The sequence below is a fragment of the Microbacterium sp. PI-1 genome (assembly GCF_004337555.1).
Taxonomy (GTDB): Bacteria; Actinomycetota; Actinomycetes; order Actinomycetales; family Microbacteriaceae; genus Microbacterium; species Microbacterium aurugineum.
Genome location: NZ_SJYZ01000015.1, coordinates 61,962 through 82,699, shown reverse-complemented (window position 1 = coordinate 82,699; position 20,738 = coordinate 61,962). Strand labels below are relative to the sequence as shown.

At 68.8% G+C, this 20,738-nt stretch carries 21 protein-coding genes; 6 read left to right on the top strand and 15 right to left on the bottom strand.

From position 1 onward, the window contains the following. Positions 1 to 94: 94 nt before the first annotated feature. Complete coding sequence (locus tag E0W80_RS13355) at positions 95 to 346, top strand: hypothetical protein (RefSeq protein ID WP_205802347.1); 252 nt, start codon at positions 95 to 97, stop codon at positions 344 to 346. Here E0W80_RS13355 and E0W80_RS13350 read toward each other — a convergent pair. Then, entirely contained in the window at positions 298 to 1,383 is a 1,086-nt protein-coding gene (locus E0W80_RS13350; RefSeq protein WP_131493136.1) for a mechanosensitive ion channel domain-containing protein, read from the bottom strand. The genes E0W80_RS13355 and E0W80_RS13350 overlap by 49 nt on opposite strands. A 79-nt stretch (positions 1,384 to 1,462) precedes the next feature. Here E0W80_RS13350 and E0W80_RS13345 point away from each other — a divergent pair, with 79 nt between their 5' ends. Next, positions 1,463 to 2,215, top strand: coding sequence for a ribonuclease H (locus E0W80_RS13345; protein WP_131493134.1), 753 nt, complete (start codon positions 1,463 to 1,465; stop codon positions 2,213 to 2,215). 15 nt (positions 2,216 to 2,230) lie between these two features. Here E0W80_RS13345 and E0W80_RS13340 read toward each other — a convergent pair whose 3' ends face one another. Next, positions 2,231 to 3,421: an FAD-dependent monooxygenase gene (locus E0W80_RS13340; RefSeq protein WP_131493132.1), complete on the bottom strand. Its 1,191-nt coding sequence runs from the start codon at positions 3,419 to 3,421 to the stop codon at positions 2,231 to 2,233. A gap of 37 nt (positions 3,422 to 3,458) precedes the next feature. Between E0W80_RS13340 and E0W80_RS13335 the strand changes: the two genes are divergently transcribed. Next, on the top strand, positions 3,459 to 4,022 hold the full coding sequence (locus E0W80_RS13335) for a TetR family transcriptional regulator (RefSeq protein ID WP_165875461.1): 564 nt from the start codon (positions 3,459 to 3,461) through the stop codon (positions 4,020 to 4,022). A gap of 29 nt (positions 4,023 to 4,051) precedes the next feature. Continuing rightward, positions 4,052 to 4,777 carry a Pr6Pr family membrane protein gene (locus tag E0W80_RS13330; RefSeq protein ID WP_131493129.1) on the top strand — a complete coding sequence of 242 codons (726 nt, stop codon included), beginning with the start codon at positions 4,052 to 4,054 and terminating at the stop codon, positions 4,775 to 4,777. On the opposite strand, the gene E0W80_RS13325 is transcribed toward E0W80_RS13330, so the two are convergent. The 13 genes from E0W80_RS13325 to ehuB all read right to left on the bottom strand — a co-directional run bounded on the left by E0W80_RS13325 (position 4,768) and on the right by ehuB (position 18,810). Further along, a complete protein-coding gene (locus E0W80_RS13325) occupies positions 4,768 to 6,120 on the bottom strand; it encodes an FAD-dependent oxidoreductase (RefSeq protein ID WP_131493127.1) in 1,353 nt (450 codons plus the stop codon). The two genes, E0W80_RS13330 and E0W80_RS13325, sit on opposite strands and share 10 nt — an antisense overlap. 147 nt (positions 6,121 to 6,267) lie before the next feature. Beyond that, positions 6,268 to 7,245, bottom strand: coding sequence for an SRPBCC family protein (locus tag E0W80_RS13320; protein WP_131493125.1), 978 nt, complete (start codon positions 7,243 to 7,245; stop codon positions 6,268 to 6,270). A 1-nt stretch (position 7,246) separates the two neighbouring features. Beyond that, positions 7,247 to 7,636, bottom strand: coding sequence for a metalloregulator ArsR/SmtB family transcription factor (locus E0W80_RS13315; RefSeq protein WP_131493123.1), 390 nt, complete (start codon positions 7,634 to 7,636; stop codon positions 7,247 to 7,249). A 40-nt stretch (positions 7,637 to 7,676) separates the two neighbouring features. After that, the gene (locus tag E0W80_RS13310; protein ID WP_047522818.1) at positions 7,677 to 8,372 is read right to left on the bottom strand and encodes a response regulator transcription factor; all 696 of its coding nucleotides are present in this window, start codon (positions 8,370 to 8,372) and stop codon (positions 7,677 to 7,679) included. Then, positions 8,369 to 10,873: an ATP-binding protein gene (locus tag E0W80_RS13305; RefSeq protein WP_131493121.1), complete on the bottom strand. Its 2,505-nt coding sequence runs from the start codon at positions 10,871 to 10,873 to the stop codon at positions 8,369 to 8,371. Before E0W80_RS13305 ends, E0W80_RS13310 begins: the two co-directional genes overlap by 4 nt. Before the next feature lie 2 nt (positions 10,874 to 10,875). After that, entirely contained in the window at positions 10,876 to 11,490 is a 615-nt protein-coding gene (kdpC, locus tag E0W80_RS13300; protein WP_131493119.1) for a potassium-transporting ATPase subunit KdpC, read from the bottom strand. Between the two features lie 23 nt (positions 11,491 to 11,513). Beyond that, complete coding sequence (gene kdpB, locus E0W80_RS13295; protein WP_131493117.1) at positions 11,514 to 13,670, bottom strand: potassium-transporting ATPase subunit KdpB; 2,157 nt, start codon at positions 13,668 to 13,670, stop codon at positions 11,514 to 11,516. 2 nt (positions 13,671 to 13,672) lie between these two features. Then, positions 13,673 to 15,343, bottom strand: coding sequence for a potassium-transporting ATPase subunit KdpA (gene kdpA / locus E0W80_RS13290; RefSeq protein WP_047522810.1), 1,671 nt, complete (start codon positions 15,341 to 15,343; stop codon positions 13,673 to 13,675). After that, positions 15,343 to 15,432 carry a potassium-transporting ATPase subunit F gene (locus tag E0W80_RS13285; RefSeq protein ID WP_081996993.1) on the bottom strand — a complete coding sequence of 30 codons (90 nt, stop codon included), beginning with the start codon at positions 15,430 to 15,432 and terminating at the stop codon, positions 15,343 to 15,345. The genes kdpA and E0W80_RS13285 overlap by 1 nt, the downstream gene beginning before the upstream one ends. A 324-nt stretch (positions 15,433 to 15,756) precedes the next feature. Beyond that, on the bottom strand, positions 15,757 to 16,548 hold the full coding sequence (ehuA, locus tag E0W80_RS13280; protein ID WP_081996992.1) for an ectoine/hydroxyectoine ABC transporter ATP-binding protein EhuA: 792 nt from the start codon (positions 16,546 to 16,548) through the stop codon (positions 15,757 to 15,759). Further along, complete coding sequence (ehuD, locus tag E0W80_RS13275; RefSeq protein WP_047522808.1) at positions 16,532 to 17,188, bottom strand: ectoine/hydroxyectoine ABC transporter permease subunit EhuD; 657 nt, start codon at positions 17,186 to 17,188, stop codon at positions 16,532 to 16,534. Before ehuD ends, ehuA begins: the two co-directional genes overlap by 17 nt. Next, entirely contained in the window at positions 17,185 to 17,904 is a 720-nt protein-coding gene (locus E0W80_RS13270) for an amino acid ABC transporter permease (protein ID WP_131493116.1), read from the bottom strand. The genes ehuD and E0W80_RS13270 overlap by 4 nt, the downstream gene beginning before the upstream one ends. 12 nt (positions 17,905 to 17,916) lie before the next feature. Next, positions 17,917 to 18,810, bottom strand: coding sequence for an ectoine/hydroxyectoine ABC transporter substrate-binding protein EhuB (gene ehuB, locus E0W80_RS13265; protein WP_131493114.1), 894 nt, complete (start codon positions 18,808 to 18,810; stop codon positions 17,917 to 17,919). 233 nt (positions 18,811 to 19,043) lie between these two features. On the opposite strand from ehuB, the gene E0W80_RS13260 reads away from it, so the two are divergent. Together E0W80_RS13260 and E0W80_RS13255 are read left to right on the top strand one after the other, a co-directional pair. Then, positions 19,044 to 19,796, top strand: a complete 753-nt coding sequence (locus E0W80_RS13260) for a GntR family transcriptional regulator (RefSeq protein WP_165875460.1) — start codon at positions 19,044 to 19,046, stop codon at positions 19,794 to 19,796. Positions 19,797 to 19,928: 132 nt separating this feature from the next. Further along, positions 19,929 to 20,681 (top strand): SDR family NAD(P)-dependent oxidoreductase, encoded by a 753-nt coding sequence (locus E0W80_RS13255; RefSeq protein ID WP_131493110.1) that lies wholly within the window; start codon positions 19,929 to 19,931, stop codon positions 20,679 to 20,681. The last annotated feature ends 57 nt before the right edge of the window (positions 20,682 to 20,738 follow it).

Here is a 20,738-nt window from a genome sequence, read left to right as displayed (position 1 = left end):
CCCGGCGAACCAGTCCCGGCGCACCGGCCCCGGCGTCCGATCAATTCCGTGTGAATCCGGCCTCCGCGTCGAGGCGTGGGTTCACAATGGACCCATGGGAATGTTCCAGCAGAAGCCGGAAGAAGAACAGAGCCCCTGGGCACTGCCCTCCGAGCCCGTGAAGCGCTCCGAGGCCGAGGTGCTCGGTGAAGAAACCGCCGTCGACCCCCTCTCGCTCGGCCTCGGCTTCGGGGCGACGACCGAGGTCAGCTCGATCGTCTTCCCGATCGCGGAGCCGGCGGCGGAGACCGTGGGCGACTACGAGGCGGAGGAGCCCGTCGACGACGCGGACGCCGAGTCCGACTGAGGTCCGAACTCCACCCGGGTGCGCGGGAGGGCGTCCGGGTACTCCTGCTGCAACCAGCTCATCATCTTCTCCCGCACCTCGCAGCGGATCGTCCACTGGTCGTCGGAGTCCTTCGCCGACATCACCAACCGGACGGTGACGTACCCGCCCTGTGCGTCCGTCACCAGTGCGCTCGACGAGCGCCCGTCCCAGGCGGGCGAGGCTTCGACGATGCGGGTGAACTCCGCGCGCAGTGCGTCCATCGGCACGCGCCAGTCCAGATCCAGGTAGACGGTGCCGAGGATCTTGTCCGACCTGCGTGTCCACGTCTCGATCGGCGTCGAGGTGAAGTAGCTGCACGGCACGACGAGGCGTCGCTCATCCCAGATGTAGACGACCACGTACGACAGGTTGATCTCGCCGACCCGTCCCCACTCGCCTTCGACCACCACGACATCGCCCACGCGGATGGCGTCCGTGAAGGCCACCTGCACCCCGGCGATGAGGTTGCCGAGGATCGACTGCGCCGCGAGGCCGGCGATGATGCTCGCGATACCCGCCGACGCGAGGAGGCTCGTGCCCACGGCCCGCATCTCGGGGAAGGTGAACAGCACGGTCCCCAGAGCCAGGATGGCGATCGACACCAGCACGAGCCGATGGATGACGAGCAGCTGCGTGCGCCGACGTCGCGCCTCCGGACCGACCAGGACGGTCTCCTCGCGCTCGATGAGCCGTTCGAAACCGAAGGAGATCGCCGCGGCGAACAACCACGACCCGAACAGGATGGTGGAGATCAGGAACAGTCGCGAGACCGCCGGCCACCATCCCTGCTCGGCGGGCGCCGTGATCGCCATCGCGATCCACACCGCGACGACCAGCGCCGTGGCCGTCGTGGCGTTGCGCACCCTGCGCGCGAAATCACGCACCCACGGCAGACGACGGCTCACGAGCGCGGCCACCAGACGCAGCAGTACGAGAACGGCGACGGTGGCGAGGACCGCGATCGCGATCACCACGGCCGTGCCGACCAAGGATTCCCATTCGGTGCCGGAAGACATCCGTCCACCCTAGGCGGCGCGCACGGAGGACGCGAGTGCGCGGCGATCGCGCACCCGGTGACCGCATTACGGTGGAGGGATGACGATCACCGCCGCCGCAGACGGCTCCGCCCTGGGCAACCCCGGCCCCAACGGCTGGGCCTGGTACATCGACGACGCGAACTGGGCGGCGGGCGGCTCTCCGCACGGCACCAACAACCAGGGCGAGTTGCGGGCGGTGCTGGAGCTGCTGCGTGCGACGGCGGGCACCGACGAGAAGCTGATGATCGAATGCGACAGCCGCTACGTGATCGACTCCGTGACCAAGTGGATGCCGGGGTGGAAGCGCAAGGGCTGGCGGAAGTCCGACGGCGGGCCCGTGCTCAACCGCGACCTGCTGGAGGGCATCGACGAGGCGATCCGTGGGCGTGACGTCGAGTTCTCCTGGGTCAAAGGCCACGCCGGACACCCTCTGAACGAGGCAGCCGACGAGCGTGCGAACGCGGCCGCGAAGGCGTACCAGGCCGGGGAGGAGCCGCGTCGAGGACCGGGCTTCACGCGGGCCACCGGTGCCGGTGCCGCCGTGGCCGCATCCGCTCCTGTGGCGGCCTCCGCTCCTGCGACGGGCTCCGCCCCGGTGGCCGCCGCGCCATCGACCACGCTCGCGGAGCCGTTGTGGGCCGAGACCTCGGACCTGCTCGACGGACTCGACGATCCGGGCTCGACGAACGCACCCGACGACGACCCGATCGAACTGCGCATCCCGCTCACCTCGGACGAGCACGCCCGGTTGCGCGACCGCGCGGACGCGCAGGGCGTCTCCCTCGAAGAGGCTCTCCGTCGGCTGATCTGACGCGCACCGCCGGGGTCACCGGAGGTATTCGGGGCGCGCTCCGATCCCGACGAAGCGCCCGGTGATGCGGGACAGGCGAGGGTGATCCCGCAGCATCCGCAACGGAAAGGGCAGAGGTGCGTCCGCGGCGCCCGACGCGAGGAGAGGACCCTGCAGTCGTCGCTGGATCGCCTGGGTCACGATCACCGGCCAGACGCGACGACGCTCGACCCGGCGGAGGTCCGCACGCTGCGGCGCACGGGTACCCAGCACCGGCCCGAGGATGCGATCGGCGGCCACCGCGTCCTGGATGGCCAGGTTGATCCCCACGCCTCCCGCGGGAGACATGGCGTGCGCAGAGTCGCCGATGCACAGGAGCCCGTCGACGTGCCACCGACGCAGCCGCTCCAGGCGCACTCGCAGAAGGTGCACGTCGGCCGGACGGAGGTGAGTTGCCGCGGCGCCGAGGCGAGGCGAGATGCGGCGCAGACGCTCGTTCATCCGATGCAGGTCGTCTTCGGAGCCTGTCCAGGCACCCGCGGGGATCACGTGCGCGATCTGGAAGAAGTCCCCGCGGTCGATCGTGATGACCATGCCCGCGCCGGCCTGGATGAACGGGTACATCTCGTCGCCGTCCTTCGGCAGCCGGAACCACAGGACATCCATCGACGCGGCCACCCCGACCGGTGAGAGCCCGGCGGCGGCACGGAGCTCGGAGTCACGTCCCGACGCATCGACGACGAGGTGTGCACGGATGTCGACTGGTCCGTCCGGCCCGGTTCCGGTGACCCCGACGATCCGCCCCTCCTCGCGCACGACGTCCTGGATGCGGGTCGAACGCAGCAGGCGGAAGCCCGGGAACTCTTCCGCAGACGAGGCCAGCAGGTCGAGGAAGTCCCACTGCGGCATGAACGTCATCACCTTCCTCGCCGTCGGCAGGTGCGAGAAGTCGGCCAGGGTCAGTTCGGTGCCGTGCCAGCTGAGCGTGACCTCCGACATATCGGCGTGGGGGCGCGCGAGGAAGTCGTCGAGCAGTCCGAGCTCGCCCAACAGCTGCTGGGTGGAGGGGTGGATCGTGTCGCCCCGGAAGTCGCGGAGGAAGTCGGCATGCTTCTCGATCACGGTGACCCGGAGCCCGCGACGCGCGAGCAGCAGTCCGAGCATGAGCCCGGCGGGCCCGCCTCCGACGATGACGGTGTCGGTATCGGTGTCGGTTCTCGTGTCCATGCAGACAGCGTCCCGCTCCGCGTGCGACGATGCGAGAATGGTCAATAAATCGCCGGGCCGTCCGCGCGGATCGTCGACGGCACGGGCTCGGCTGCTCGAGGCAGCGCAGAAGCACGTTCTTCGAGGCGATCTGGCGGCCATCTCGTCCCGTCGACTGGCCGCGGAAGTCGGCGTCAGCCACACCCTGGTCAATTATCATTTCGGATCGCGGGACGACCTCGTCGCCGCGGCGATCGCCCTGCGCGCAGCACCGCATGATGTGATCGCGCTCGCCCGCGGACGAGACGGTCACGGTCCCGTCGACCTCTCGCGCCTGGCGCACGGCATCCTCGCAGTCTGGGAGCATCCGGAGCACGGTGCGCAGCTCGTCGGTCTCGCACGGCGTCTCGCCGCCGCGGATGACTCCGCCGCGTCGATCAGCGGCTACATCCAGGTGGCGGTGTTCGAACCCCTCGTGGCCGACTTCGGGCGCGAGCACGCACGGCGGATGGCCGTGGCGATCGTCGGCTTCCTCTTCGGACGGTACGTGCTGGAGCTGCCGATGTTCGCCACGCTCCCGCGCGAGGAGGCAGGACGGCTCCTCCTCTCGATGATCCGGTGAGCCGGTCCGTAGACTCAGCGGATGAAGGAATGGCGGGTGACGCAGCGGTGAAGGCGCGTACCGCCTTCGGGCTGCTCCGCCTCAGTGCCGCCGCCATCTGCCTCGTGGCGCTCATCCACCGGCTGAGCTGGGGGTTGGCGTCGAACACCGTCGCGAGCCAGAACTTCTTCGCGTACCTGACCAACCAGTCGAACATCGCGTTCGTGGTGCTGCTCACCGTCGCCGGCATCCTCGCGTTGCGCCGTGCGAAGGACCCCCGGTGGCTCACGGTCGCGCTCGCCCTCGTACTGACCTGGACGATCACGGCGGGGCTGGTGTTCGCGATCCTCGTGTGGCAGGCGGGCGTCCGCGGGATCCGCATCGATGTGCCGTGGTCCGATCAGGTGCTGCACTTCTGGCTTCCGGCGGTGACCGTGGCGGCCTGGGCGCTGGCTCCCGGACACCGGACCGTGCCGTGGCGGGTCATCCCGGTGTCACTCGCGTATCCGGTGGTGTGGGGCGTCGCGACATTGATCCGCGGACCGCTGATCGGGTGGTACCCGTACTACTTCCTCGACCCGCGACAGGTGAGCGGACCGGCCGAGTTCGTGATCTCCTCGGCGATCGCGCTGGGTTCGTTCGCGGCCGTCGCCACCGTGCTCGTGCTGATCAGCCGGATGCCTCTGCCCCACCGGCTGCGCGCGGGCGAGGAGGATGCCTCCGCCGCACCGCTGTCCGAGCCGGAACCCGCCGGCGAGAAGGTCGCTCAGGTGTAGAGCGCGAGCGAGGCGAGAGCCGCGTCGAGGGCGGCGTCTTCGTCGAGCTCCGCGAACTCCACGGCGGCCGGGCCTCCGACGATCCCGACGAGCACGTTCTCGCCGGTCGCCGCACGCAGATTGATCCAGGTCGGGATCGCGACGTCAGCGCCCACGGCGTGCCAGATCGCCTCGTCGTTGTCCCAGAAGGGCTCGTCCCATCGCAGCCACACGGTCTCGATCGCCCCCATGCCGAGGGCGGAGACCGCGCCTCGGTTGGAGAACGGCAGCGGGGGATCGAACTCGATGCTGCGGTCCTGCAGCACCCCGAGCGGCACCGTCACGAGCACCCGGTCGAAGGACAGCGCCTCCCCCGTTCCGAGGCGCACGCTCACGCCCGTGTCGTCGTAGGCGAGGCGGGCGACCGGGGAGTTGAGCCCCACCCGCACGCCGTCGAGCGCCTGTTCGACGAACGGGGTGAGGTCGTCGCGCGCCGCGGTCAGATCCCCGGTGGGCAGCGGCGGGGCGAACCAGCTGGAGAGCTCATCGGCACCGGCACCACTGCGCGAGGCGAGGAGCGCGAGGAGAGCGGCGGTGCCAGGATCGGCGGGGTCGATGCCCGCCGCGGTCAGGGCATCGGCCACCGACGAGTCCTCCGGAGCAGCTTGCGACGCCACCATGGCGGCCTCGAACGGCGCCGGGTCGACGGGGTCGATGTCGCCGTCGGGGGTGCGCCAGAGATCACCGGCCAGATCGACGATGCCGACCTCTCCGCCGCTCAGCCGGTCGAGCACCTCGGCGTCGTCCGCGCCGAACAGCCAGGCACCGAGCTGCACGGGCACCGGCCAGGAGTCGTCGACGCGGGAGGACACCCGTCCACCGACGCGGTCCCTCGCCTCGAAGACCGTCACCTGCATCCCGCCGCCCGCGAGCAGGGCGGCCGCGGTCGCACCGGCGAGGCCCGCACCGACCACGGCGACGCGTTCCCCCGATGTCGCCGGGATCAGGAGCTCCTCTGCGGCGCGCGCGCCCGAGGCGATGGCACCGCGTACCGTTCCGGGGGCGTCTTCGTCGGTCGCCTCGCCTGCGAAGAACAGCCGATCGTCGACGGGCTTCGCCAGCGCGAGACGGGTGCCGGCGAGGACGCCGACGGGCGTGAAGCTGGCGGCGCCGAGGGAGAACGGGTCACTCGTCCAGGTGCTGCGGATGCTGCCGGCCGGCGCGGGGACACCGGGCGGCGGCTCGGGCTCGCGCGTCCGGGTGGGCGTGGGGGTCGGCGCGGGTTCCGGGGTGCAGGATGCGAGAAGCACCGAGGCGACGCCGGCTCCGGCGCCGAGGAGCAGAGTGCGGCGCGTGATCCTCATCGTGTCGCCACTTTATCCCGCGCGGGTGGGTTCTGTCCGTCGACGCCCGCCGGCCGGGTGCGCACAATTCAGGAAAAGCGCGCCCGTCGACGCGGAAACCGGCCGGATCTTGTCGGATCCGGCCGGTTCTTCCTGAGTTGTGAACGCTCAGACGGCGAGCAGCTCGCGCTCCAGGCGGGCGAACGACTGCTCCATGCCGTCGGCCATGCCGGTGGCGAGGATCATGTCGCGCGTCTCCTTGTCCGGGTACTCGATGAGGAGCGTGACGAGGGTCGCGCCGTCCTCCTCGTACAGGTTCAGGTCGTTGAGGGTCTCGGTCGGCATGCCCTGCATCCGCTCGGTGGTGACCGCGCGGCGCGGGGCGTCGATCAGCAGCGCCTCGCCCTCGAAGCCGAACGGCTGCCCCTCGGTGTCGCCCACCGGTGCCCAGGAGTTCCGGTACGACTGGCCTACCTCGGTGGCGGCGACGCACTCCGTCATCTCCCAGCCGTCGGGGCCGAGCATCCACTGGCGGATGAGCTCGGGCTCGAAGTGCGCGCGCCAGACCAACTCGCGCGGCCCCTCGACGAGGCGGGTGATGCGCACGTGCGTGTCGTCGAGCAGCTCCACACGGGTGCCCTTGCCCTGCGCGTAGGCGCGGAGGTCCTGCAGAACGGCGTCGAGCTGCGCCATCGCCATCTTGAGGCCCTCGACCTGGCCCATCTCGACGACCTGCTCGAGCGCATCGACCGAGTCGAAGTGACTCGTCGTGACCATGCGTGTGCCGTCGGCGGTGGACTCGAAGGCGAACGACATGCGCTGCGCCGGGAAGCCGTCGAGCGGTGTGCCGTCTTCATCGACGAAGGAGTCGATGACCTCGAAGCCGTGAGGCTCGTCGATCGACACGAACTCCCACGATCCGGAAGACTTCTCGCCGCGCGGGCCGTTCATCGAGTAGACGGCGCGGCCGCCGACGGTGTGGTCCCAGGCGGTGAAGGTGGCCGGCCACCCGGGAGGGCCCCAGAAGCGCTCGAGCTGACGCGGGTCGGAGTACGCGCTCCACACCCGCTCGATGGGGGCGGCGAAGTCGGCGACAACAGTCATCGTCAGGTTCTCGGTGTCGGTGGTGACATCGGTGACGGGCATTTCAGTCTCCTTGTTGCGGGTTCGTGGTGCCGGTGGTGTCGGCGGGGCCTGACCGAGGCGTCTCGGCCAGCAGGTCGTCGAGTCGGGCGATGCGCGATCGCCACAGCTCTTCGTATCGGGCGAGGAGCGCCCTGGCGCGGGCGATCATCTCGGGGTTCGCGCGGACGAGCCGCTCGCGTCCCTCGGCGCGCTTGACGATGAGGTTCGCGGTCTCGAGCACGGCGACGTGCTTCTGCACCGCAGCGAACGACATCTCGTATTCGGTGGCGAGGGTCGAGACGGACTGCTCCCGCTCGATCGTCCGGCGCAGGATGTCGCGCCGGGTCGACGTCGCCAGTGCGTGGAACACACGGTCGACCTCCGCTTCGCTCAACTCCGTTTGTACAACCATTTGGTTGTACGTTAGACCTGCGCGAAGACCCTGTCAAGAGTCAGTCGACCGTCAGGCCCAGCAGGCGGTACCCCATCCCGGGCTCGGTGATGATGTGCACCGGCTCCGACGGCGTGTCCTCAAGCTTCTTGCGGAGCTGCGACACGTACAGACGCAGGTACCCGGTGTCCTCGATGTGCTCGTTGCCCCAGATGGCCGTGAGGAGTGTCTGCCGGGTGACGAGCTTGCCGGCGTTGCGGATGAGGATGTCGATCATCTGCCACTCCGTCGGGGTGAGCCGGATCTGCCGGTTGCCGTCGGACGACTCGCGGGAGACGCTGCGTGCGGCGAGATCGATGGTGATGTCGCCGAGCCGGACGAGGGGAAGTGCTTCTTCCTGGGGCACCCGGCGGGTCAGGGCTCTGATCCGGGCGAGGAGCTCCTCGACGGCGAAAGGCTTGGTGATGTAGTCGTCGGCGCCGGCGTCGAGCGCCTCGACCTTGTCGGAGGCACCCGCCCGCCCCGAGACGACGAGGATCGGCGCCGCGGACCATCCGCGAATTCCATGGATCACCTCGATCCCGTCGAGCTTCGGCATACCCAGATCGAGGAGGAACAGGTCTGCGTGGTGGTCGATGGCCGCAGCGATGGCGGCGGCGCCATCCGATGCCGTGACCACGTCGTATCCCTTGGCCGTGAGGGTGATGCGGAGCGCGCGCAGGATCTGCGGGTCGTCGTCTGCGATGAGGATCTTCACTCGGTCTCCTCCGATGTGCCGGGTGCGGGAATGGTGGCGGGCAGCGCGATGACCATGGTCAGTCCGCCGCCGGGGGTGTCCTCCGGGGTGAGCGTCCCGTGCATGGCTTCGACGAAGCCTCGGGAGAGCGCGAGGCCGAGCCCGAGACCGGACGAGTTGTCGGTGTCACCGAGGCGCTGGAACGGGACGAAGATGTCGTCGCGCTTCTCTGCTGGGACACCGGGCCCGCGATCGATGATGCGGATCTCGAGGTGATCACCGAAGGTGCTGGTGCTGACGTGCACGGGCACGTCCGGAGGGGAGTGCCGGTGGGCGTTGGTGAGCAGGTTGACGACCACACGCTGCAGCAGCACCGGATCCGCCTGCGCCACCGCGTCCCCGTGATGGAGCGCGAGCGTGACGTCCGTGGGACCGAGCTGGAGTTCGTCGAGAGCGGGGGCGATCACCTCGGCCGGATCGGTCGGGATGTCGGCGATCGCGAGCACCCCGGTCTGGAGGCGGCTGACATCGAGCAGATCCGTCACCAGCGTCGCGAGCGCGGTGAGGCTCTCGTCCGCGGTGTCGAGCAGCTCCTGCTTGTCGCGCCGGTCCAGATCGGGTCCCGCAGCGCGCAAGCCGCCGACGGCGGCGGCAGCAGCGGCGAGCGGGCGACGCAGGTCATGGCTCAGCGCCGAGAGCAGAGCTCCGCGCACACGGTCCGAGGCCGCGATCGGCTCGATCTCCTTCGCGGTTCTCTCGAGGCGCTGGTGCTCGAGCGCCGCGGCGAGCTGAGCGGTCATGACCGCCAGCAGTCGACGCTCGGACGCTGCCACATCGCCACCGTGGAGTTCGAGCACAGCGTGGTCACCGATGCGGATGTCGGTGTGGCGGTTGTCCGCCAGAGGTTCCCCGGCGCGCGCGATGACCTCGTCGCCGCGCATCAGACGGACTCCCGCAAGGTGGAACGCCTCCCGCGTGCGGTCGATGAGCGCCTGTATCGCGTTCTCGCCGCGGAGCACGCTGCCGGCGATCGTCTGGATCAGCTCGGACTCTGCGGCAGACCGCCGCGCGGCGCGCGTGTATCGGGCGGCGCGATCGACGATGAAGCTGACCATGCTCGCGATGATGACGTACAGGACGAGCGCCAGCAGGTGGTGCGGCTCGTGGATGTGGATCGTGTAGAGGGGCTCGACGAAGAGGAAATCCAGGGTGAGCCCGGACAGGACCGCGGCGAACAGCGCCGGCCAGATACCGCCGACCAGCGCGACGATCACGACGAGCAGCTGGTAGCTCAGCACATCGGTCGTGATCGATTCGGGGCTGCGGAAGAAGCTGAGGAAGAACGTCAGCAGCGGGCCGCCGAGGAGCGCGACGAGGAAGCCGAGTACGCGGCGCTTGCGGGTCAGCGCCCCGGTGAGCGGCGGCAGCGCGAAGCGACGACCTGCGGCGGAGTGATTGACCATGTGCACGTCGATGTCACCGGACTCGCGCACGACGGTCGCGCCGATGCCCGGGCCGGTGAACGCCGCCGTGAAGCGTCCGCGCCGACTGGCACCGAGCACGAGTTGGGTGGCGTTGACGGATCGTGCGAACTCGACCAGGGCGGTCGGGATGTCCTCGCCGACGACCTGATGGTAGGTGCCGTTGAGCTTCTCGACGAGGGCGCGCTGCTCCGTCAGCACGACCGGGTTCGCCGCGCGCAGGCCGTCCTGGCTGGTGATGTGCACGGCCATCAGCTCGCCGCCGGCCGACCGCGCCGCGATCCGGGACCCGCGCCGCAGAAGGGTCTCCCCCTCCGCTCCTCCGGTGAGGGCGACGACGACGCGCTCCCGCGCCTCCCAGGTGCTGTCGATGCCGTGCTCAGCGCGATACCCCTTGAGCGCCTGGTCGACCTCATCGGCCAGCCAGATGAGGGCGAGCTCGCGAAGCGCGGTGAGGTTGCCCAGGCGGAAGTAGTTCGACAGCGCGGCGTCGATGCGTTCGGCCGGGTAGACGAATCCGCCGGAGAGACGGTCGCGAAGCGCCTGCGGGGCGAGGTCGATGACCTCTATCTGATCGGCGCTGCGCAGCACGTTGTCGGGTACGGTTTCGCGTTGCGGCACGCCGGTGATCTGTTCGACCACGTCGTTGAGGGATTCGATGTGCTGGATGTTGAGCGTGGAGATCACGTCGATCCCCGCGGCGAGGAGTTCCTCGACGTCCTCCCAGCGCTTCTCGTTGCGGGAACCGGGTGCGTTGGTGTGGGCGAGCTCATCGACGAGCGCGACGGAGGGCGCTCGGGTCAAGAGCGCAGCGAGATCCATCTCCTCGAGTTCGACGCCACGGTGACCCACGTTCATCCGAGGGATCGCCGGGAGCCCGTCGGTCATGGTCGCGGTGGCCGCACGGCCGTGCGTCTCGACGATGCCGATGACGACGTCCTTGCCCTCAGCGAGGAGCCGGCGCCCCTCTTCGAGCATGGTGTAGGTCTTGCCGACGCCGGGGGCGGCGCCGAGCAGCACGCGAAGCCGCCCCCGAGTCATGCTCAGCCTGCCGACTCGTCGAGTGCGAGGTTGAGCTCGGCGACGTTGACGACCGACTCCCCGAGGTACCCGAGGTTGGGAGCGCTCGTGGCGGCCTCCACCGCCGCGGCGACCGCGTCCTCCGACATCCCGCGCGCGTCGGCGACACGGGCGATCTGGATCTGCGCGTAGGCCGGGCTGATGTGCGGGTCGAGGCCGGAACTCGACGAGGTCACCGCGTCTGCGGGCACCGCGGACTCGTCGACCCCGTTGAACTCGGCGATCTGCACCTTGCGTTCGGCGATCGCCGCGACGAGGTCCTCGTTCTCCGGCCCCTGGTTGGTGCCGGACGACGCCGTGCCGTCATAGCCGTCGCCGGCCGCCGACGGCCTGCTCTGGAAGTACTCCGGAAGCGGGTTGCCCTCCTCGTCGGTGAACGACTGACCGAGCAGCGAGGATCCGACGACGTCCCCGCCCTTCGAGACGAGGGCTGAGCCGTTCGCCTGTGCGGGGAATGCGAGCTGCCCGATGCCGGTGATGAGCAGGGTGTAGCCGATGCCGAGGACCACGGTGAACATGAGCATCGCGCGAACCGCGACCCACAGGGTGCGGCCGCCGCTGCGTGTTCCAGCGTTCATGAGTGTGCGATCTCCTTGTCAGATCAGAAGCCGGGGATCAGGCGCACGAGCAGGTCGATGAGCCAGATGCCGATGAAGGGTGTGATGATGCCGCCGAGTCCGTATACGGCGAGGTTGCGTCCGAGGATCTTCGAGGCGTTGAGGGGGCGGTACTTCACTCCTCGCAGGGCGAGCGGCACGAGGAAGACGATCACGATGGCATTGAAGATCACCGCGGACAGCACCGCCGATGCCGGAGAGTGCAACCCCATGACGTTCAGCACCGCGAGCTGCGGGAAGACGCCCATGAAGATGGCCGGGATGATGGCGAAGTACTTCGCGATGTCGTTCGCGATCGAGAACGTGGTCAGTGCGCCGCGCGTGATGAGCAGCTGCTTCCCGATCGCGACGATGTCGATGAGCTTCGTCGGGTCGGAATCGAGGTCGACCATGTTGCCGGCTTCCTTCGCGGCCGACGTTCCGGTGTTCATCGCCACGCCCACGTCGGCCTGCGCGAGCGCGGGCGCATCGTTGGTGCCGTCGCCGGTCATCGCCACCAGGTTGCCGCCGTCCTGCTCCTTGCGGATGTACGCCAGCTTCTGCTCAGGCGTCGCCTCGGCGAGGAAGTCGTCGACTCCCGCCTCCGTGGCGATCGCCGCGGCCGTCAGCGGATTGTCACCGGTGACCATGACGGTGCGGATGCCCATCGCACGGAGTTCGGCGAACCGCTCGGTCAGCCCCTCCTTGACGATGTCCTTCAGGTGGATGACGCCGAGCACCCGGCGACGGCCGTCGGCCGCCTTCACGGCGACGACCAGAGGCGTCCCGCCGGACTGCGAGATGTGCTGGACGTGCTCGTCCAGCTCGGCGAGTTCGCTGCTCGGCAGACGCGCGCCGTCCTCCTCCAGCCACGCGGTGATGGCGCTGCCCGCGCCCTTGCGGATCTGCGTCCCGTCGTCGAGGTCCAGGCCCGACATGCGGGTCTGAGCCGTGAACGGAACGATCTCACCGCCGGCATCCGCCTCGACGTCGACGCCTTCGGCACGTGCCAGGTCGACGATCGACTTGCCCTCGGGCGTCGGGTCGGCGAGCGACGACTTCGCGGCCGCCTCGATGAGCTCTCGCTCCTGGACGCCGTCGATGCGGACGAACGCGCTCGCACGGCGGTTTCCGTACGTGATCGTGCCCGTCTTGTCGAGCAGCAGTGTCGTGACGTCGCCCGCGGCCTCGACCGCGCGACCGGACATCGCGAGGACGTTGCGCTGCACCAGGCGATCCATGCCGGCGATGCCGATGGCGGACAGGAGGGCACCGATCGTGGTCGGGATGAGGCAGACGAGCAGCGCGATGAGAACGGTGATGCTCGCGGGGCTCGCCGGGTAGGAGGCGATCGGGTTCAGTGTGAGTGCGACGACCACGAACACGATCGACAACGACGCGAGAAGGATGTTCAACGCGATCTCGTTGGGGGTGCGCTGGCGCGCGGCCCCCTCGACGAGAGCGATCATCCGGTCGACGAACGTCTCCCCCGGTTTCGAGGTGATGCGCACGACGATGCGATCCGAGAGCACGCGCGTGCCGCCGGTGACCGCTGACCGATCTCCCCCGGATTCGCGCACGACGGGTGCGGACTCGCCGGTGATCGCGGACTCGTCGACGCTCGCGATACCCCAGACGATGTCACCGTCGCCGGGGATCAGCTCACCGGCGGACACGACGACCATGTCCCCCAGGCGGAGATCCGCGGAGGAGACGTCGGAGATGCGCGCGGCCTCCGCAGAACCGTCGTTCGCCGGGTCATAGTCGTCGACGCGGTGGGCGGTGGTGCTGGTCCGGGTCTTGCGCAGCGTGTCGGCCTGCGCCTTGCCGCGTCCTTCGGCGATCGACTCGGCCAGATTGGCGAAGACGACCGTGAGCCACAGCCACACCGCGATGATCCAGGTGAAGGACCACGGGACGCTGCTGCCACCCGACGTGGCGGGGCCGCCCAGGAAGGGCTCGGCGACGGCGAGCAGCGTGGTGAGGGCGGCGCCGACCCACACGATGAACATGACGGGATTGCGCCACTGGGCGCGCGGGTCGACCTTGCGCAGCGCGCCCGGGAGGGCAGCTCGCACTTGCGCCCAGGTGAGCGTCTTGCACGGTGCGGGTGGGGTCGCCTCCGATGTCTCGGGCGACGGGGTGTGCGTGATGGTGGACATGGTTACAGCAGCCCTTCCGCCAGGGGACCCAGCGTGAGAACGGGGAAGAAGACGAGTGCGGTCACCAGGACCGCGGTGCCGACGGTGAGACCGATGAAGAGCGGTCGATGCGTCGGCAGCGTGCCCGCCGTGGCGGGGACCTTGTCCTGCGCGGCCAGCGAACCGGCCAGGGCCAGGACGAGGGCGATCGGCAGGAACCGTCCGAGGAGCATTGCGACACCGAGTGCTGCCGTCAGCCACGGCGTGCTCGCGGTCAGGCCTGCGAAGGCGGATCCGTTGTTGTTCGCTGCGGAGGCGAACGCGTAGATCACCTCGGAGAGGCCGTGCGAACCGCTGTTCGCGAGCGACTCGTCGACGATGCTGCCGCGGAGCGCGGGAATCGCGAAGCTGAGGGCGACGCCCCCGAGCACGAGGATCGGCATCACGAGGATGTACATGCTCGCGAGCTTCATCTCGCGCGGCCCGATCTTCTTCCCGAGGTACTCCGGCGTGCGGCCGACGAGCAAGCCGGCGACGAAGACGGCGATCACGGCGATGATGAGCATCCCGTACAGGCCGGCGCCCACACCACCGGGCGCGATCTCGCCGAGCAGCATGTTGACCATCGGCATCATCCCGCCGAGAGCCGTATAGGAGTCGTGCATCGAGTTCACCGAGCCCGTCGAGGTGAGCGTGGTGGTCGACGCGTAGAGCACCGACTGCACGAGCCCGAACCGCGCCTCCTTGCCTTCCATCGCGGCGCCGGCGAGTTCCGGAGCCGAACCGCGGCCCGCGAACTCGAACGCCGCGAGAGCGAAGGTCGACGCGAGGAACAGCGTTCCCATGACGGAGAGGATCGCGTATCCCTGACGATTGTCACCGACGATCCTGCCGAATGTCCGCGGCAGGGAGAAGGGGATCAGCAGGATCAGGAAGCACTGCAGCAGGCTCGTCCACGCCGCGGGGTTCTCGAAGGGGTGGGATGCGTTCGCGTTGTAGAAGCCGCCGCCGTTCGTGCCGATCTCCTTGATCGCCTCCTGAGAGGCGACGGGACCACCGGGGATCGTCTGCGTGCCACCGGAGACCGTGCTCACATCGACGTAGCCGTTGAAGTTCTGCACGACGCCGCCGGCGATCAGGACGATGGCCGCGACGATCGACAGCGGGAGCAGGATGCGGAAGGTACCGCGGACGAGGTCGACCCAGAAGTTGCCGATGACGCCGGATCGACGGTATGCGAAGCCGCGCACGAGCGCGATCGCGACGGCGATACCGGTCGCTGCCGACACGAAGTTCTGCACCGCGAGACCGGCGAACTGCACGGTGTACGACAGCGCCTCACCCGAATAGGCCTGCCAGTTCGTGTTGGTCACGAAGGAGATCGCGGTGTTGAACGCCACCCCCGACTCGACGTTCTCGTTGCCGAGGGCGTACGGCAGCCACTGCTGCGTGCGCTGGAGCGCGAAGAGCAGCAGGACGCCCACGATCGAGAAGGAGAGAACCGAACGCAGATATGCCTGCCAGGACTGCTCGCGCTTCGGGTCGACGCCGATGACTTTGTAGATGCCGCGCTCGACACCCCAGTCCTTCGTCGTCGTGAAGGTCCAGGCCATGTAGTCGCCGACGGGCCTGTAGACGAGGGCGAGGGCGAGGGCGAGGGTGGCGACGCTCGCGATGAGGAAGCCCCACTCCATCAGAAACGCTCCGGCTTCACGAGGGCGAACACCAGGTAGACGACAGCAGCGACGCCGAGCACGGTCGCGAGAAGCTCGAACACGATCACAGCTTCTCCACCGCCTTCCCGACGAGGCCGACGGTCACGAACAGGACGATCACGCCCAGCACGTAGACGAGGTCAAGCACAGAGAGCTCCATTCAGGCTGCGGCGATCGCCGGGCGGCGACCGCGCGTCTCGAGGACGCAACACCTGATACAACACCCCTCGGTGCCCCTGCTTTGACCGCCCTTACGGAACCCATACGACGATCCCGACGACCCTCACGGGGCGCTCACAGGATCGTCGGATCGTCGCCTCCTCGTCCTCCACCGGGAGGGCGCTCCTCGCGTCGACGACGCGAGGAGCGGGAGGGGGAAGCGCGCTCGAGGCTCAGTCGCTCAGCACGGCGGAGAGGAAGTCCCTCGTGCGCTGCTCGCGCGGCGCGGAGAACATCGTCTCGGGGTCGGCCTCCTCGACGATGCTGCCCTGATCGAACATGAGCACGCGGTTCGAGACGTCCCGGGCGAACTGCATCTCGTGGGTGACGATGAGCATGGTGATGTCGGTCGTCTCGGCGACGTCGCGCAGCACGCCGAGCACCTCCCCCACGATCTCGGGATCCAGAGCGCTGGTGACCTCGTCCAGCAGCAGGATCTCCGGGTCCATCGCGAGCGCCCGGGCGATGGCGACCCGCTGCTGCTGGCCACCCGAGAGCTGCAGCGGATGGGCGTCGGCCTTGTCCGCGAGGCCGACCTTCTGCAGCAGGTCGGTGGCCTTCGCGGTGGCCGCCGCCTTCGACATGCCGAGCACGTGCACGGGGGCCTCGATGAGGTTCTCCATCACGGTCATGTTCGGGAACAGGTTGAACTGCTGGAAGACCATGCCGATGCGCTTGCGCACCTCGTTGCGGTGCTTCTCCCGCAACGGCACCCGCTTGCCGCCGCGTTCGACGTGCGTGAGCGGCTCCCCGTCGATGAAGATGTATCCGCCGTCGGCCTCTTCCAGCGTCATGACCAGACGGAGGATCGTGGTCTTGCCCGAACCGCTCGGTCCGATGAGCGTGACCCGGTCGCCCTGCTGCACGTCGAAGGTGAGGCCGTCGAGCACGACGTGGTCGCCGTAGCGCTTGTGCACCGCGTCGAAGCGGATGGCGGGACGGGAGTTCTCAGGAGGCGTATTCAAGGCGCTTCTCCAATCTGCGGACGAGGACGGATGCGGGGTAGCTGGCGAGGAAGAAGATCACACCGGCGAGCGTGATGGGCTCGAGGTAGCGGAAGCTGTTCCCGCCGAACTCCAGGGCGTTGCTGACCATGTCCGCCACGGTGATGGCGATGAGGAACGGGGTGTCCTTCAGCATCGAGATCACGTAGTTGCCCAGGGAGGGGACGGTCGCCCTGATCGCCTGCGGGAGCACCACGGCGGTCCAGGTGCGTGGGCGGGACATACTCAGGGCGGTGGCAGCCTCCCACTGCCCGCGCGGGACGGACTCGATGCCGGCACGGTAGACCTCGGCCATGTAGGTCGCGTAGTGGATGCCGAACACCGCGATGCCGATGGTCAGCGGATCCACGGTCACCAGCGCGAAGTAGGCGAAGAGCAGCTGGATGACGATCGGGGTCATCCGGATGAAGTTCACCAGGAAGCCGACGCTCGCAGCGACGGGCCGAGGGGCACTGCGGCGCACGACGGCGATCACGAGGCCGAGCACGGCGGCAATCGCGCTCCCGGCCAGGGTGACGACGAGGGTGACCGTGAAGAAGCCCTCGAGCAGGTGCGGGAGCGCCGCCCAGGCGGTGTCCCAGCTCCAGACGGGTCCGTTCATGCGGCGGTCTCCCCTCGGGTGACGGGCGAGCGGAAGCGCAGGGTCTCGGCCAGCGACTCCCCGCGCCCGAGCTTGTGCTTCGCGCGCACCTCCAGGGCGTTCATCACGAGGGTCAGCGCGTAGGCGATCACGAAGTAGAGCACCATGCCGACGACGCCGTAGAAGAAGGTGTCGGTCTGGATGCGGAGGCGGTCCAGCGCCACGGTCAGGTCGATGAGCGTGATGAACCCGACGATCGCGGTGCCCTTGAGCAACTGGATGAGCAGATTCGTCAGAGAGGGGATCATGAGCGCCCAGGCCTGCGGGAAGATGACCCGGCGCATCCGGTGTGCAGGGGTCATGCTCAAGGCGGTGGTCGCCTCCCACTGCCCGGTGGGGACGGAGTTGATCGAGCCGCGGATGACCTCCGCACCGTAGGCACCGTAATTGAGACCGAGGCCGAGGATGCCGCACGCGATCGGGAAGATCGAGACGCCGAGCTGGGGCAGCACGAAGAAGAGGAAGAACAGCTGCACGACCAGGGACGTGCCGCGGAAGAACTCGATGATCACCCGCGAGGTGCCCCGGATGACGATGTTCTCGGCACGGACCGAGAGGCCGAGCACCACCGCGACGATGAGCGCGAGGAGGGCCCCGCCCACGGTCAGCGTGAGCGTGACGAGCACGCCGCCGCCGATCGCGGGCAGAGCCGCCCACAACGCGGACAGATTGTCCATTCGCCGGTGGCCTCAGCCGAGCTCGCCCGCGCAGAGCTGGGCGGTCGTCAGGTCGGACGGCGGGAGGTTCTCCGCGGTGAAGCCGTACTCCCCGACGAGGTCGAGGTAGGCCTGCTCATCACCCGTGATGGCGGCGAGCTGCTCGTTGTATGCGTCGAGGAGCTCCGTGTCGCCGGTGCGGAACACGGTCGACCCGGCACCGATCTGCGGCACGCCGTCGATCTCCTGGACGAACGCCTCGGTCGTCTCGACGCCGGCGTCCGGGTTGTTGTCCGCCATCCAGTTCAGCGAGATCGCCGTCATCGCGAAGGCGTCGGCGCGCCCGTTGGCGACGAGGTCCATGCCGGACTGCGCGTTGTCCACCGACACCGTGTTCGAGATGCCGAGCTTCTCGGCGTATCCGCTCTCGATCCCTCCACCGAGCACGGCGAGCGTGACGTCGGGGTCGTCGACGACCGAGTCGAGGTCCGTGAGACCGCGCGGGTTGCCCTCGGGCACCATCAGCGTGGTGGTGTACATGATCTCGGGATCGCTGAACGCCGCCTCCTCGCAGCGCTCGGGCAGGATCGACATCCCGGCGCTGATCGCGTCGAAGCGGCCGGCCTTGAGTCCGGGGATCAGCGAGTTCCAGTCGACCTCGACCACCTCGACGTCGTCGATCCCCATGTTCGAGAAGATCTCGCGGTGCATGGCGATGGTCGCGCCGGTGGGCTCGCCGCCCTCGACCCACGAGTACGGACGCTCGTCGGCGATCGCGACGGTGATCTTCCCGTCGTTCTGCAGCTGCTCGAGCGTCGAGCCGCTCTCCTCGTCCGTGCCGGACGACGAGCAGGCGGCCAGAGTCACGACGAGCGCGGCGGAGGCCGCGACGGCGCCGGCGCGCAGATGAGTTCGGGTGGAGGGCATACGGTTCCTCTTTCGATATCGGGCGTGCGGTTGGGCGGGCGAGACCGTTCTCCGGTCTCGGGCCGACGGCCACGTTATGCCGGATCGACCGTTTGTGCACATTCAGACTGTCGGATTGTCTACATTTATACAAACTCGTTATGGTGGGGTGCCCGGCCCGTGCGGACACGTGTCGGGCGCCGACACGCGTCGGATGCAGAATGGAGTCACCGACGATCGACTCAGGAGCGCTCATGCCACTCACGCCCGCCCCGAACGGGATGCCCGGCGCGGTCTTCCGCATGGCACGGCCTTCGACGGTCGACCTGATCACGGCCGAACTCCGGTCGGCGATCTTCTCCGGCGCACTGCCCGTCGGCAGCCCCCTGGGCGAGGTGGACATCGCCGCGAAGCTCGGCGTGAGCCGCGGTCCCCTGCGCGAGGCGGCGCAGCGACTCGTGCAGGAGGGCGCACTGACGGCACTTCCGGGTCGGGGCCTGCGCGTGAGCGTGATCCCGGTCGACGGCATCGCCGACCTCTACACCGAGCGCCGGGCCGTGGAGTGCGAAGCCGTGCGCCTCATCGTGAAGAACCGGCTTCCGGCGACGGAGCAGCTCGAGAGCGCGTTGGCCGAGCTGAGACAGGCGAGCACCCGCGCAGACGCACTCGGCATCGGCGACGCGGACATCGCGTTCCACCAGGCCCTCGTGAACGCCGCGCAGAGCCCTCGACTCTCCCGCGCCATGATGACGCTCGCGCTCCAGACGCGGATCGCGAGCTTCAGTGCCGACGAAGGTTATGCGGTGCCCGCCTCCGTCTCACCCACCTATCAGGCGTTGATCGATGCGCTGTCGCACCACGACGCACCGGGCGCACTGGCCGCGCTCGACGAGCAGTTCGACGATGCGGTCGCGCGCCTCACGGGCCGGCGCGATGTCGAGACCGTGGAGACGGGTGCGATCCTGGCACCGCCCACGCTCAGCAGGATCGACGTGGCCGACGCCTGACCGGCACCTTCCACACGGGGACACTTCCATTCACGTGAATCCACCCCGGTCGTGAAGGCGTAGGGTGGAAGGAAGGACGGACCGTCCGAGAAGATCTCCCGGCACCGTGCCCGCCCGGAAGTGGAGTCTCTCGTGGCTCAGTACGACGTCTCGAACCGCTCGGCGATCGTGACGGGAGCAGGCAGCGGAATCGGACGCTCGACCGCTCTCCTGCTGGCGAAGAACGGGGCAGCGGTCGTGGTCAACGACCTGAATGCCGAGCACGCGAACGCGGTCGTCGAGGAGATCCGCGCGGCCGGTGGCACGGCGGAGGCCTCCGTGGGCGATGCGACGGACGCCGCCTGGATCGCCTCCTCCATCGAGACCGCCAACTCCCTGGCTCCGCTGCGCATCGGGGTCAACAACGCCGGCATCGGCGGCGCTACCGCCCCGACCGCGGAGTACGAGGACGATGCCTGGGACAAGGTCATCGCGATCAACCTCAACGCCGTGTTCCGGAACATGAAGGCGCAGATCCCGTCGATCCTCGCGAACGGCGGCGGATCGGTCGTGAACATCGCCTCGATCCTGGGAAGCGTCGGGTTCGCCGGCTCGCCCGCCTACGTCACCGCCAAGCACGGCGTGGTCGGCATGACCAAGTCGGCAGCGCTCGAGTACTCGGCGAAGGGGGTGCGCGTGAACTCGGTGGGCCCCGGCTTCATCGACACCCCGCTGCTCGCGAACATGGGCGACGAGGCGAAGGAGTTCCTCGTGAGCAAGCACCCGATCGGCCGACTGGGCCAGGCCGACGAGGTCGCGAACCTCATCGCATTCCTCGCCAGTGACGCCGCGAGCTTCATCACCGGCAGCTACCACCTCGTCGACGGCGGATACACCGCCCTCTGAGCGAAGGGCATCCGGCCGCCAGGACCCGATTCCGGGCGGCCGGATGCCAAGAGCGGC

Excerpts from the sequence above, each read along its gene's own strand:
- E0W80_RS13355 (WP_205802347.1), top strand. The coding sequence starts at position 95 with ATGGGAATGTTCCAGCAGAAGCCGGAAGAAGAACAGAGCCCCTGGGCA.
- E0W80_RS13345 (WP_131493134.1), top strand. The coding sequence starts at position 1,463 with ATGACGATCACCGCCGCCGCAGACGGCTCCGCCCTGGGCAACCCCGGC.
- kdpC (WP_131493119.1), bottom strand. The coding sequence starts at position 11,490 with ATGAACGCTGGAACACGCAGCGGCGGCCGCACCCTGTGGGTCGCGGTT.
- E0W80_RS13330 (WP_131493129.1), top strand. The coding sequence starts at position 4,052 with ATGGCGGGTGACGCAGCGGTGAAGGCGCGTACCGCCTTCGGGCTGCTC.
- E0W80_RS13270 (WP_131493116.1), bottom strand. The coding sequence starts at position 17,904 with ATGGACAATCTGTCCGCGTTGTGGGCGGCTCTGCCCGCGATCGGCGGC.
- E0W80_RS13320 (WP_131493125.1), bottom strand. The coding sequence starts at position 7,245 with ATGCCCGTCACCGATGTCACCACCGACACCGAGAACCTGACGATGACT.
- kdpA (WP_047522810.1), bottom strand. The coding sequence starts at position 15,343 with ATGGAGTGGGGCTTCCTCATCGCGAGCGTCGCCACCCTCGCCCTCGCC.
- ehuB (WP_131493114.1), bottom strand. The coding sequence starts at position 18,810 with ATGCCCTCCACCCGAACTCATCTGCGCGCCGGCGCCGTCGCGGCCTCC.
- E0W80_RS13350 (WP_131493136.1), bottom strand. The coding sequence starts at position 1,383 with ATGTCTTCCGGCACCGAATGGGAATCCTTGGTCGGCACGGCCGTGGTG.
- E0W80_RS13315 (WP_131493123.1), bottom strand. The coding sequence starts at position 7,636 with ATGGTTGTACAAACGGAGTTGAGCGAAGCGGAGGTCGACCGTGTGTTC.
- kdpB (WP_131493117.1), bottom strand. The coding sequence starts at position 13,670 with ATGTCCACCATCACGCACACCCCGTCGCCCGAGACATCGGAGGCGACC.
- E0W80_RS13260 (WP_165875460.1), top strand. The coding sequence starts at position 19,044 with ATGCCACTCACGCCCGCCCCGAACGGGATGCCCGGCGCGGTCTTCCGC.
- E0W80_RS13340 (WP_131493132.1), bottom strand. The coding sequence starts at position 3,421 with ATGGACACGAGAACCGACACCGATACCGACACCGTCATCGTCGGAGGC.
- E0W80_RS13305 (WP_131493121.1), bottom strand. The coding sequence starts at position 10,873 with ATGACTCGGGGGCGGCTTCGCGTGCTGCTCGGCGCCGCCCCCGGCGTC.
- E0W80_RS13325 (WP_131493127.1), bottom strand. The coding sequence starts at position 6,120 with ATGAGGATCACGCGCCGCACTCTGCTCCTCGGCGCCGGAGCCGGCGTC.
- E0W80_RS13335 (WP_165875461.1), top strand. The coding sequence starts at position 3,459 with ATGGTCAATAAATCGCCGGGCCGTCCGCGCGGATCGTCGACGGCACGG.
- ehuD (WP_047522808.1), bottom strand. The coding sequence starts at position 17,188 with ATGAACGGACCCGTCTGGAGCTGGGACACCGCCTGGGCGGCGCTCCCG.